This window comes from Acinetobacter sp. YH12200, from assembly GCF_013418175.1.
Taxonomy (GTDB): Bacteria; Pseudomonadota; Gammaproteobacteria; order Pseudomonadales; family Moraxellaceae; genus Acinetobacter; species Acinetobacter pseudolwoffii.
In genome coordinates this window covers 92,402-105,372 of sequence record NZ_VPCO01000002.1, presented here as the reverse complement: position 1 = coordinate 105,372, position 12,971 = coordinate 92,402, and the positions used below count along the sequence as shown (strand labels likewise).

The 12,971-nt window shown below is 44.5% G+C and carries 9 protein-coding genes; 2 read left to right on the top strand and 7 right to left on the bottom strand.

The genetic code is table 11. The features are described 5' to 3' along the window. Window positions 1-31 precede the first annotated feature (31 nt). Entirely contained in the window at window positions 32-1,153 is a 1,122-nt protein-coding gene (locus FTU90_RS02065; RefSeq protein ID WP_180071885.1) for a hypothetical protein, read from the top strand. A 428-nt stretch (window positions 1,154-1,581) separates the two neighbouring features. On the opposite strand, the gene htpG is transcribed toward FTU90_RS02065, so the two are convergent. From htpG to FTU90_RS02040, 5 genes are all read right to left on the bottom strand, one after another. Further along, on the bottom strand, window positions 1,582-3,501 hold the full coding sequence (gene htpG / locus FTU90_RS02060) for a molecular chaperone HtpG (protein ID WP_074383935.1): 1,920 nt from the start codon (window positions 3,499-3,501) through the stop codon (window positions 1,582-1,584). Window positions 3,502-3,659: 158 nt separating this feature from the next. Beyond that, window positions 3,660-4,004, bottom strand: coding sequence for a lysozyme inhibitor LprI family protein (locus FTU90_RS02055; protein ID WP_005095291.1), 345 nt, complete (start codon window positions 4,002-4,004; stop codon window positions 3,660-3,662). Window positions 4,005-4,186: 182 nt separating this feature from the next. Then, a complete protein-coding gene (locus FTU90_RS02050; protein ID WP_180071884.1) occupies window positions 4,187-4,810 on the bottom strand; it encodes an OmpW family protein in 624 nt (207 codons plus the stop codon). A 331-nt stretch (window positions 4,811-5,141) separates the two neighbouring features. Beyond that, window positions 5,142-6,506: a Na+/H+ antiporter family protein gene (locus FTU90_RS02045; protein ID WP_005173021.1), complete on the bottom strand. Its 1,365-nt coding sequence runs from the start codon at window positions 6,504-6,506 to the stop codon at window positions 5,142-5,144. A gap of 100 nt (window positions 6,507-6,606) precedes the next feature. Continuing rightward, window positions 6,607-7,488: an alpha/beta fold hydrolase gene (locus FTU90_RS02040; RefSeq protein ID WP_180071883.1), complete on the bottom strand. Its 882-nt coding sequence runs from the start codon at window positions 7,486-7,488 to the stop codon at window positions 6,607-6,609. Window positions 7,489-7,605: 117 nt separating this feature from the next. Here FTU90_RS02040 and FTU90_RS02035 point away from each other — a divergent pair, with 117 nt between their 5' ends. Beyond that, the gene (locus tag FTU90_RS02035; protein WP_218208693.1) at window positions 7,606-8,100 is read left to right on the top strand and encodes a DUF4442 domain-containing protein; all 495 of its coding nucleotides are present in this window, start codon (window positions 7,606-7,608) and stop codon (window positions 8,098-8,100) included. 57 nt (window positions 8,101-8,157) lie between these two features. Here FTU90_RS02035 and FTU90_RS02030 read toward each other — a convergent pair whose 3' ends face one another. Together FTU90_RS02030 and rpoC are read right to left on the bottom strand one after the other, a co-directional pair. Then, window positions 8,158-8,523 (bottom strand): hypothetical protein, encoded by a 366-nt coding sequence (locus FTU90_RS02030; RefSeq protein ID WP_005095281.1) that lies wholly within the window; start codon window positions 8,521-8,523, stop codon window positions 8,158-8,160. A gap of 212 nt (window positions 8,524-8,735) precedes the next feature. Further along, window positions 8,736-12,926, bottom strand: coding sequence for a DNA-directed RNA polymerase subunit beta' (rpoC, locus tag FTU90_RS02025; RefSeq protein ID WP_005095279.1), 4,191 nt, complete (start codon window positions 12,924-12,926; stop codon window positions 8,736-8,738). Between the last annotated feature and the right edge of the window lie 45 nt (window positions 12,927-12,971).

Sequence of the window (12,971 nt, the reverse complement as noted above, 5' to 3'; positions counted from 1 at the left end):
AATAAAAGAATACAAGAGTAATAAATATCTCATGCAAATAAATCGAATTACTCAGATCTTCCTGCTCTCTCTTGGCGTGGGAATCAGCAGTAGCATGTCTTGGGCAAATTCAGTAAAAGATGCTTCTTCAGACCAGGAAAAAAGCTCGGAGAATGTTGAGCCGGCACGTTCAGGACTGCTGGATCAAATTCCGCGTTTGATTGATGCAACACCAACCATTCTTCCAGAGCAGTCGAATACCGCCATCGTCCCGCCAACGTTAGAAACGGAAAATCATTCATGGGCCGATCAGAAACAGAAAGGCATCCGAGAATGGGCAGATCGTACTGCGCATAAAATTGATAACTGGTTTGGTGAAACTGATCCGGATCAGCCGGCTGCCGCCACACTGCGTGTCATTTTGGATAATCGCTGGGATGAATATGAGGGTTATGAGATTAAGCCCCGTATCCGTGGCAGAATCAAACTTCCCACTTTAGAGCAAAAGCTGAGTCTGGTCTTCGGTGATGACAGTCTGGACAATGAATTAGACAGTAATGTCGCGATTACCAATGAAAATCCGGCAACATCTGGAGATAAGCGTCTCGATACCAAGCGCGCACGCCAGGATAACAGCTCATTCGCCTTACGCTGGTCGGAATGGTCAGACCGGATTCCTTTTGAAACCGATCTGGATCTGGGTTTACGCTCCGGAGATGATATTTACCTGCGCGTCAAAGCCAGTAAAGATTGGACACTGGAAAATGACTACTTTTTTCATGCCGAACAGATTTATCGCTACGGGATTCAAAGTGAAAACTATTTGCGTACCAATCTGGAACTGATCCATGCCCGTCCCAATCAGGCATTTTTTTCCAATCAGCTCAGTCTGACCTATGCAGATGATCAAGATGATGATCTGACCTGGGACAACTATACCTTTAGGCAACATCAGTTTTTTCAGGACAACCGTTTTAGCTATGGTATTTATACTGGCGGTTATCTAAATGACAAGGATCTGCGTCTGAATCGCTGGGGACCGTATGTGTCCTGGAGACAGCCTTTTTTACGTGAATGGTTTTTTGTCCAGACCGACCTCAACTATCTGAATGATCATCGCGAAGATCGTGATCACTATGTTGGTGCTTTGGTGCGTTTAGAGGCATTGTTTTAAACTCAAGCGCGGTGCAAAGCTAAAAAATCCCTCCGTAGAGGTAATGCTGATCAGTTAAGGAGTTTAGAAATAGACTCTTTAACTTTTTAGTCGTTCACGACGGAGTCTTAAATTTATAAATCAAATACTTAAAAATAATTTGTTACTTTGGTTTCGCCCAAATGAGAAGCGAAGCTTCGCAAGGAAGGCATCTTGCGAAGCAACACTCCTCACCGCAAAACTCGTCAACCACCATCGATTAGTAAATTTGTCGCAGAAACAATCATTTTTAAATCTTGCAGTGCAATACACCTCATGCCTTAAACAGTTGCGGATGACTTTTCTATCTATCAGATATAATCATGAATTTGAAAAAGAAAATGCCAGTCAATTCCTTAACTGACTGGCATTACTCCGTAGAGGGATTTTTTAGCTTAGAGCATCATGTATTAAGCAAGCAACAAGCTATTGATACGCTTCACATACTCAGCAGGATTTTCTGGTAATCCGCCTTCTGCAATCACCGCCTGATCAAAGATCACATTGGCCAGATCGTCAAACTGCGCTGAGCCATCCAGTTTTTTCACCAAAGGATGTTCCGGGTTGATTTCCAGAATCGGCTTCATATCCGGTACAGGCTGACCTGCATCTTTTAGCATACGGATTAATTGTGGAGATAGTTCCCCTTCTCCAGTCACCAGACAGGCCGGTGAATCGACCAGACGCGTAGTCACGCGCACTTCTTTGGTCTTGTCTTTGAGTGAATCAGTCAGCTTCTCGACCACCGGTTTAAACTGGGCTGCGGCTTCTTCAAGTGCTTTTTTCTCTTCAGCATCCTGAAGATCGCCCAAATCAACTGCACCCTTAGACACGTTTTGCAACGGCGTGCCATCGAACTCATTCACAAAGTTCATCGCCCATTCATCTACGCGTTCGGTCATGAGCAGAACTTCAATGCCTTTCTTCTTGAACAGTTCCAGCTGCGGTGAATTCTTTGCAGCATTCAGGCTGTCTGCAGTCACATAATAGATGGCTTTCTGGCCATCTTTCATGCCTGCTTTATAGTCTGCCAATGACGTGCTGACTTCATCATTGTTCGAGGTTGCATAACGCAGCAGTTTCAAAATACGTTCACGGTTGGCAAAATCTTCACCCAGGCCTTCTTTCAACACTGAAGCAAATTCCTGATGGAAAGTCTTGAATTTTTCCTGATCTTTTTCATCTTCAGATTTGGCCAGATGATCCAGAATCGTCAGGATACGGCGGGCATTCCCGTCACGGATGGTTTTCACATCGCGGCTTTCTTGCAGTAACTCACGGCTGACGTTCAGTGGTAAATCGGCACTGTCTACCACGCCTTGTACAAAGCGCAGGTAATTCGGAATCAGATTATCCGCATCATCCATAATAAAGACGCGTTTCACATACAGCTTGATGCCGGCTTTTGATTCACGGGTGAAAATGTCATGTGGGGCTTTGCTTGGAATATACAATAACTGGGTATATTCAGTACTGCCTTCCACCCGGTTATGCGCCCAAGCCAATGGCGCCGTGAAATCATGGCTTAAGTTTTTATAGAACTCGACATATTGTTCTTCAGTAATTTCAGACTTGCTCCGTGTCCAGAGTGCGCTGGCCGAGTTAATCGCTTCCCACTCATCAGTCTTGACATACTGGCCACCTTTCGGTGTTTCACCTTCAGCCGCTTCTTCCTCCTGCCAGACTTCTTTTTGCATCTGGATTGGCAGGCTGATGTGGTCTGAGTATTTATTAATAATTTGCTTAACCTTATGGCTTTGCAAATAGTCCAGCGCATCGTCACGCAGATGCAGAATAATATCGGTACCACGACCTGCTTTTTGAATTTGTTCAACTTCAAATTCACCAGTACCGCCACTAATCCAGCGTACACCTTCAGATGCATCTGCACCGGCACGACGTGATTCTACCGTGATCTTGTCTGCCACAATAAAACCTGAATAGAAACCGACCCCAAACTGGCCAATCAGCTGGGCATCGGCCTTCTGGTCACCGGTCAGTTTAGACATAAAGTCTTTGGTGCCCGATTTGGCAATGGTGCCTAAATTATCAATAGCTTCCTGTTCGCTTAGACCAATTCCGTTATCTGAAATGGTAATGGTCTTATTCTCTGCATCAAGGCTGACACGAACACGTAAATCCGGATCATTTTCATAAAATTCGGGATGATTGATCCCTTCAAAACGCAATTTGTCACAAGCATCCGAGGCATTCGAAATCAGTTCGCGCAGAAAAATTTCAGGGTTTGAATAAAGCGAATGGGTCACGAGATGTAGTAACTGAGCCACTTCAGCCTGGAAACTATGTTTTTGTGCGTTAGACTCACTCATTAATCACTCCTTTTATTTTAAATACAGGTCAATACTGTTGCCTATATGAATGGAGTGAGTTCCTCAATTTTCAATAGTCAGTGGTATATTTTTTCACAAGATATTTTTGAGCACTTGATCTGGCAGGGTTTTAATCTTTGCCAGACCGACTGTCAGACTTAATAAGGCCCAAGCTTATAAATGCGCTGAAACTGCAAGTCCAGTTGCTGTTGACGCATATTATAGACTTGGTTCAGGCAAGAGACCGATTCCAGACACTGGTCGCGAAACTGCAACCATTTGACCTGATCGCGCTGTATCACTGAACGCGTGCCCATGGGAACCATACGCCGTAAGATATGATAGCTGGTACTCATTTTGACATCGGCATCATTAAGCAGACGATGTTCACAAATGGCTTTTTCGGTCACGGTTTCAGCTTTCTGACAATCAAAACTTGCGGCATAGGCAGGTGCGACCAACAGGCCGCAGAAGATCACAATACTCTTCATTAAAAATCTCATGCTGATCTTCCTTATTATTCAATTATTAAGTCGTATTCAATTAATATTTACTTTATTCGTTTTAATATATTTGAACATTGCCAATCTGCTCAATTTCAATAGGTTATAAATCGTTGTTATTTTGAAAAAAAAGCCTCATACAAGATGAGGCCTTTGGAAAATCAATCCAGAAATATGAAAGCTTAGAATTTATAGCTATAGCCGACTGTATATACCCAAGGATTTACCTTTAATTCACCCAAGTCGACTTTTGTACCATCAGGCGTTGTCAAAGTAAGATCTGTTTCAACTTGAGCGTAGCGAACATCTGCAAATACACCCCAGTTTTTAGCATCGGCTGGCTGGAAGTTAAAACCAACCTGACCGGCTACACCATAAGCGACATCTGCATCAAGCTTATGACCTGGTAATGCAATTTCCTCATCCCAAGGAACCACTACGGTTGCACCAATACCGACATAAGGAGTAAAGCGAGTTGAATTTTTAAAGTTGTATTTAGCAGTAATCGTTGGTGGTAAGTGCTTAAACTCAGCTGTTTTCTCACCAAAAGCTTCAGTTGCAACATCATGCGTAAATGGCGTTGCTAAAAGAACTTCTACTGACAGAGGTGAATTTTCAAAAAAATACTCAACAGATGGAGTAAAACCAATTTCATTACTTACTTCTGCTTTTCCAGCAATATTCAATGTCCCGTTGTCGTCATTCTGTGGCGCCAATACAGAACCACCGACTTTCACTTGCCATTGACCTGCCATCGCAGATGCAGAAAGACCCATTAATGCAATTATAGCAACTTGTTTTAACATTTTAAAATACCCCACTGGAAGATTATTTATTAAGAATTTAAATATTAATTTAATGATAAACGTGGAGGGATTTAATATGCAATAGAGATTATAAAACTAAATTATAAATATTATTTAAGTTATTGTTTTTATATATTATTTATTTTAAATATACTAAATTGGTTGGTTTTAATACCAACTAATCTAATCAGATTTAAATAAGGTTATTTAAAGAAATAAACTCATTTTTATATTTAAAACTATTAAAACATGTATTTTAAATATATATTATAAAGCTATTTAAAATACTCCTTGAGTGAATTTAATATTCACTCAAGTCCGTATAATTAAATTACAGCACCATCGCCGCAATCCAGCCAAAAATCATCAGCGGGATATTAAAATGAATGAAAGTTGGAACCACACTGTCTTTCATATGGTCATGCTGACCATCCATATTCAGACCGGATGTTGGGCCTAGAGTTGAATCTGACGCTGGAGAGCCGGCATCGCCTAAAGCCGCCGCAGTCCCGATAATGGCAATGGTCGCAGCCGGGCTGAAACCAAACTGGATACACAGCGGAACATAAATAATCGCCAGAATAGGAATAGTCGAGAAAGACGAACCAATGCCCAATGTGATCAGCAAACCAATCAACAGCATCAGAAATGCGGCCAGTGCCTGACTATTACCAATCCAGTTTACTGATGCTTCAACCAAGGTTGGTACCTGATTAGTCGCTTCAATCACCGCGGCAAAGCCTTGTGCCGCAATCATGATAAAGCCAACTAGCGCCATCATGCGCATACCGGTAATGATCACATCATCCGCTTCTTTCCATTTAAAGATCCCGGCACAACTCAGGATCGCGACACCGACCAGACCAGCCAGAATCATCGAGTCTGAATAAAGCTGTACCGCCAATGTGGCAATAACTGCAAGACCTGCCATCCAGATGGTAAATTTGGCAATCTGCGGTTTAACCTGCTCAGCCACACCCAATTCAGCGGAAATACTTTGCTGTTCCTGGACATGAATATCTTGATATTGACGTGGTTTGCGATAGCTAATAAAGATCGCCACCAATAAGCCTACAAACATCCCGAATACTGGAATTGCCATCGCAGATGGAATCTGGTCATAGCTAATTTCAAATCCGTATGGCTTACCAAAGGTATTGATGTTATGACCCAGAATGTCATTCAGGAAGATTGCACCAAAACCGACTGGAATCAGCATATAGGTTCCCACCAGACCAAATGTCAGCAAACAGGCAATCAAACGACGGTCGAGCTTTAAATGGTTAAATACAGTCAATAATGGTGGAATCAGGACTGGAATAAAGGCGATATGTACCGGAATCACGTTCTGGGAAAATACCGCAGCAATGGCTACTGTAAAAAAGATCAGATATTTCACCCGGTTTTGTGCTTTAAAATCAGCCTCACCTTTTAAGGTGTTGATCATTTTATACGCCAACAAATCCGGCAAACCTGAACGTGCCAACGCCAAAGCAAATGCACCTAAAATACCGTAAGCCAAGGCAATTTTGGCACCGCCGCCCAAGCCATTGTTAAACGCGTCCAAGGTTCCCTGAAGGCCAAGACCTGCCAGTAAACCACCCGTAACAGCACCAATGACCAGGGCAAAAACCACAGGTACACGTGCCAATGAGAGTCCGAACATGACTCCAATAGCAGCAAGAATTGCGAACATAATGAATCGGAATAGAGAGAAAGCGGCTATTTTATCAGAAAATTCGGATAAAAATTCCGCCACTTTTCCTTTCAGCAGTCATGTTCAGTGCTGAGGCTGATTAGACGACTTCAGCAGATTGACGCTGAATAAAGTGATCAATTAATTGAGCCACTTGTTCTGGCTGGCTCAGAATTGCCCAGTGATTGGCGTCCAGTTCCACTTTAGAGAAATTATCGACCCATTTTGCCATCTCATCGACCAGATCAGGCCCGACAAACTGGTCATATTTCAGTACAATCGCTTGTACCGGACAGATGGCAAAGCGCTGCCGTGGTCGGGCCAAACGCGGTAAAAAATTGGCCCGATACAGGTTTACCCCATACTTGCCATCTTTGACGATCTTCGGGTTCAGCGGCAGATCGTCCCGTCTTTCTAATTGCCGGACAATCTTGGCCCAGCGCTGCGGATTAAAAAAATTCCAGGCCAAGGGGGCTAGTAAAGGCAACTGAAATACCGCGATATACCAGGACTTGCTCATTTGCTTTAAAAATTTTGCTTTGTCTTGATTGAACTGCTCGCGCATCCAGAAAGCAGCATGATCCAGACAAGGGCCAGACAGCGTGCTATAAGACAGAATTCGGCCTTTGAATCTTAAATCTGTGACAGATTCCCAAGACTGAATTGAACCCCAGTCATGCGCTGCCAGATGAAAACCACGATTCGGCAATACCTTACTCACTACCTCTTCCAGATCCTGACTTAAGCGTGCCAGGCGGTAATCCGAAATTTTTTGAGGAATACTGGACTCACCTGCGCCACGTACATCATAGCTCACAACAAAATAATCCTGACTCAAATAAGCAATGACTGGCTCCCAAACCGCTTGATGATCAGGATAGCCATGAACCAGTACCAAGGCCGGCTGTTCTGGTTGTCCATAAGTTTTGACACAGAGACGCTGCTGATCCGTGGTATCGACCCATTGCATGTGCATTTCCATCTTTTGATCCTGTTTTTATTATTGACCACTTAGTTTATAAATCGGCATGATTGATCAATGCCAGCGCATTTTTGTTGCTCTAGTATGCATAATCACAGCCGCAAAAAGAATGTCAGTATGAGCCTATTCCAGAAAATTCAAAAACTGCCTCTGGTTTCAAAATTTATTCTGAACCGCTATGCCCCTTATCGTGGTGCAGGCATTGAAATTAATAAGATTGATTTTAATCATTATCACGTTCGGGTCAAAATGCCGCTGACCCGTAAAAACCAGAATATTGTCGGTGTGCATTTTGGTGGCAGCCTGTATTCGATGGTCGATCCCTTTTACATGTTATTGCTGATGCATCATTTGGGGCCGAAATATCTGGTCTGGGATAAAGGCGCCAGCATTCAGTTTTTGGCACCGGGTCGCGGCACAGTGGTGGCGGACATTCGGATTTCTGCTGAAGAAATTGCCACGATTATCAATCTGGCAGCCGATAATGCGCCAGTGTATCGCCATTACCAGCTCAATATCTATGATGAGGCTGGCGTTCGAATTGCCGAAGTACAAAAAACGGTTTATATCCGGCGCAAACAAAGCAAAGGAAAAATTCAAAAAACTGGATAAGGTAAAAGCGCCACATGGGCGCTTTTAGATCTGAATCGATTTAAAGTCAGTGTAGACTTAACGACGGCGGTTATCCTGTTCGATCGCAGCACCTGCGCCACCACCGATTGCACCACCAATCGCAGCACCAGCATTCCCACCGAATATGCTTTTACCTACAGCTGAGCCTACAGCACCGCCGACACCACTATAGGTCGCATTACGGTTTGAGCCACCTTGGGACTTACTTCCCACGGCTGCGCCTGCACCACCACCGACTGCAGAACCAAGACCACCCCCGACACTATTACCTACACCACCACCGACTGCACCACCTAAGGCGGCAGCACCGATACGCTGCTCATTGGCAGACATACTTTCACAACCTGCCAGCATAAAGGTGGAGAGAGTTGCAACTGCCATCACACCCATTAATTTTTTCATGACTTTGGCCTTCCTTTTCATACTTTAATTCAGCTTATCTTCATTTTATAAAACTAAAACATGGAGCGTGTTACTTCTCTCGGTATTCCTGCTGAGTTTTGTAAGTATCAATGGATTATTCCGCTGTTTAGCCTTTAATTAGCTTTTAATTTTTATGTATTTAAGACAAAAAAAGACGCCCGAAGGCGTCTCTTTTTTAGCTTTAACTTGAATTAGAATTCTTCGTTAAATGCCTGACTTAAAGCTTGATCAACATCAGAGAAGTCATTGTGCAGTTCAAATTCTGCAGCTTCTGCTTCTTGACGACGACGCTCGAGATGGTAAGCCAAACCTGTACCCGCTGGGATCAGACGACCTACAACCACGTTTTCTTTCAGACCGCGTAAGTCATCTTCTTTACCTGTTACAGCCGCTTCAGTTAACACACGTGTGGTTTCCTGGAACGATGCAGCAGAGATGAACGAGTCAGTCGAAAGCGACGCTTTGGTAATACCCATCAATAGACGTTCAAACTTCGCAGGGAACTTGTTTTGTGCAAGAACTGCTTGGTTTTCCTGTACAACACGGATGTAATCCACTTGTTCGCCTTTGATGAAGCTGGTATCGCCACCATCAGTGATATCCACTTTACGCAGCATTTGACGTACGATGACTTCAATGTGCTTGTCGTTGATTTTTACACCTTGCAGACGGTATACGTCCTGAACTTCGTTCACGATGTAGTTGGTCAGCGCCACTTCACCTTTCAGACGTAAAATGTCATGCGGGTTCTGTGGGCCGTCAGAAATGGTTTCACCACGGTTCACATGTTCGCCTTCGAACACGTTAATGGTACGCCATTTCGGAATCAGCTCTTCGTAAATCTCAGAGCCATCATCCGGTGTAATCACCAGACGGTTCTTACCTTTGGTTTCTTTACCGAAGCTCACAATACCCGATACTTCTGCAAGGATTGCATGCTCTTTCGGCTTACGTGCTTCGAACAAGTCAGCTACACGCGGTAGACCACCGGTAATATCACGGGTACGTGAAGATTCTTGTGGTACACGACCAATAACGTCACCGACACCAATCGTTTCGCCATCACGGACAGAAAGAATGGTGTTTTGTGGCAAGAAGTAGAACTGTTCAGTGCCTTCAACTGTGTCTAACACTACAGCAGGACGCAAATCTTTACCTGACGCAGGACGTGAAGTCACTGGCAAGATTTCGATGGTTGACATACCTGTTGCATCATCAGTTTTCGAAGTCACGGTCACGCCATCAGCGATCTGGCTGAAACGCACTTTACCTGCAACTTCTGTTACCAATGGATGTGTATGCGGATCCCAAGTCGCCACGATACCGCCTGCTTCTACAGCTTCGCCATCTTTTAGCAAGATAGATGCACCGTAAGGCAGTTTATAGCGCTCACGCTCACGACCTAAATCATCCGCGATACCGATTTCACCTGAACGTGAAGTCGATACCAAGTGACCTTTGGCATGTTGTACTGTTTTCACGTTGTGGAAACGCACTGTACCCTGGTTACGAACTTGTACGCTGTTTGCAGCAGACGTTCGGCTTGCAGCACCACCCACGTGGAAGGTACGCATAGTTAACTGTGTACCTGGTTCACCAATCGATTGAGCTGCCATGACACCAACAGACTCACCCGGGTTCACCTGATGACCACGCGCTAAGTCACGGCCGTAACATTTCGCACATACACCGAAAGTAGACGCACAGTTTACAACCGAACGTACTTTAATTTCGTCGACACCTTGGCTTTCGATAAACGTTGCCAGTTTCTCGTCAATTAAAGTATTACGTGGAAGCAGAACTTCGTCTGTACCGACACGTTTCACATCTTCAGCAACCACACGACCCAATACTCGTGCACCCAAGTTCTCGATGACATCGCCACCTTGAATGAATGGTGTCATTACTAGACCGTCGAAGGTGCCACAATCTGGCTCGGTAATCACCAAGTCTTGCGCAACGTCTACCAGACGACGCGTCAAGTAACCAGAGTTCGCAGTTTTCAGTGCTGTATCGGCCAAACCTTTACGCGCACCGTGTGTCGAGATGAAGTACTGTAGTACAGTCAAACCTTCACGGAAGTTCGCTTTAATAGGCGTTTCAATGATCGAGCCATCCGGCTTCGCCATCAAACCACGCATACCCGCCAACTGACGAATCTGAGCTGCCGAACCACGGGCACCCGAGTCAGACATCATGTAGATCGAGTTGAATGATTTTTGCTTCTCGTCTTCACCCTGTTTGTTTTTAACAGTCGTGAAAGACAAGTTGTCCATCATCGCTTTAGCAACCTGGTCATTGGTACGCGCCCAAATATCGACCACTTTGTTATAACGTTCGCCGGCAGTTACGAAACCTTGTTCGAACTGTTGTTCGATTTCACGAACTTCAGCTTCCGCTTTACCAATAATGACTTGTTTTTGTGGTGGAATAACCATGTCTTCCATACCGACAGATACACCTGAACGCGTCGCCTGACGGAAGCCTAGGTACATCAATTGGTCAGCGAAGATAACAGTATCTTTCAGACCCAATTTACGGTAGCAAGAGTTAATTAACTTAGAGATGTTTTTCTTGGTCATCTCAACGTTAATTTGCTGGAAATCCATACCTTCAGGCACAACTTCCCAAAGTAGGCAGCGACCAGGTGTGGTATCTACAATAATGGTTTGATGTTCACGGTTGCCATCTTCATCGATGACAGTCTGGTGTACACGTGCTTTAACGCGAGCGTGTAGATCAACCTGACCTGTTGCCAGTGCACGGTTTACTTCGTGAGTATCCGCGAACACCATGCCCTCACCTTTGGCATTGATTGCATCACGCGTGATGTAATACAAGCCCAAGACAACGTCCTGAGACGGCACGATGATTGGCTCACCGTTCGCTGGAGACAAGATGTTGTTGGTCGACATCATTAACGCACGCGCTTCTAACTGCGCTTCAAGTGTTAATGGTACGTGTACCGCCATTTGGTCACCATCGAAGTCGGCGTTAAACGCAGCACACACGAGTGGGTGTAGACGGATCGCCTTACCTTCAATCAGGATCGGTTCAAATGCTTGAAGACCTAGACGGTGAAGTGTTGGCGCACGGTTCAACATCACTGGATGTTGACGGATCACGTGAGCAAGAACGTCCCAAACTTCTGGCGTCTCGCGCTCAACCATTTTCTTCGCAGCTTTAATGGTGGTTGCTTGACCAGATGCCTGTAGTTTCGCGAAAATGAATGGCTTGAACAGTTCAAGTGCCATTTTCTTCGGAAGACCACATTGGTGCAAACGCAGGTTTGGACCAACGGTAATGACCGAACGACCTGAGTAATCGACACGTTTACCCAATAAGTTCTGACGGAAACGACCTTGCTTACCTTTGATCATATCTGCCAAAGATTTAAGCGGACGCTTGTTCGAACCGGTAATTGCACGACCACGACGACCGTTGTCCAACAATGCATCGACAGACTCTTGCAACATACGTTTTTCGTTACGTACGATGATGTCTGGCGCTGCAAGGTCAAGAAGACGTTTTAAACGGTTGTTACGGTTAATCACACGACGGTAAAGATCGTTCAAGTCAGAAGTCGCGAAACGACCACCTTCAAGTGGTACCAACGGACGAAGGTCTGGTGGCAGAACTGGAAGTACAGTCAACACCATCCATTCTGGCTTGTTGTTCGAATCGTTGAATGCTTCCATCAACTTCAAACGCTTAGAGGCTTTTTTCAGCTTGGTTTCTGAAGTTGTCACAGGAATTTCTTCACGAAGACGCGCAATTTCAGCTTCAAGATCGATGTCTTTCAACAAGTCTTGAACCGCTTCTGCACCCATTTTCGCTGTGAATTCATCACCATGCTCTTCCAACGCATTGAAGTATTCTTCATCGTTCAGAAGCTGGTATTTCTCAAATGGCGTCATACCGGGATCGGTAACCACATAAGATTCGAAATACAATACGCGTTCGATATCACGTAGCGTCATGTCTAATAATAGACCGATACGGCTCGGCAATGATTTCAAGAACCAGATGTGTGCAACTGGAGAAGCTAGCTCGATGTGACCCATACGTTCACGACGAACTTTCGCAGTTGTTACTTCAACGCCACATTTTTCACAAATGACGCCTTTGTATTTCATACGCTTGTATTTACCACACAAGCATTCGTAATCTTTTACTGGACCAAAGATTTTGGCACAGAATAAACCATCACGTTCAGGTTTGAACGTACGATAGTTAATGGTTTCTGGCTTTTTAACTTCACCGTGAGACCATGACTTAATCATTTCTGGTGACGCAAGACCAATACGGATGCGGTCAAACTCTACAGGAGCATGACCGTCTGAATCCGTCTTTTTGCGCATGATATCGAGCAAGTCTTTCAATTTTTTTCTCCGTGTGTCGAGGAGATTTTCACTTCTCGACTGGGT

Coding starts and splice junctions, on each gene's coding strand:
- FTU90_RS02065 (WP_180071885.1), top strand. CDS start 32: ATGCAAATAAATCGAATTACTCAGATCTTCCTGCTCTCTCTTGGCGTG.
- htpG (WP_074383935.1), bottom strand. CDS start 3,501: ATGAGTGAGTCTAACGCACAAAAACATAGTTTCCAGGCTGAAGTGGCT.
- FTU90_RS02055 (WP_005095291.1), bottom strand. CDS start 4,004: ATGAGATTTTTAATGAAGAGTATTGTGATCTTCTGCGGCCTGTTGGTC.
- FTU90_RS02050 (WP_180071884.1), bottom strand. CDS start 4,810: ATGTTAAAACAAGTTGCTATAATTGCATTAATGGGTCTTTCTGCATCT.
- FTU90_RS02045 (WP_005173021.1), bottom strand. CDS start 6,506: ATGTTCGCAATTCTTGCTGCTATTGGAGTCATGTTCGGACTCTCATTG.
- FTU90_RS02040 (WP_180071883.1), bottom strand. CDS start 7,488: ATGGAAATGCACATGCAATGGGTCGATACCACGGATCAGCAGCGTCTC.
- FTU90_RS02035 (WP_218208693.1), top strand. CDS start 7,606: ATGAGCCTATTCCAGAAAATTCAAAAACTGCCTCTGGTTTCAAAATTT.
- FTU90_RS02030 (WP_005095281.1), bottom strand. CDS start 8,523: ATGAAAAAATTAATGGGTGTGATGGCAGTTGCAACTCTCTCCACCTTT.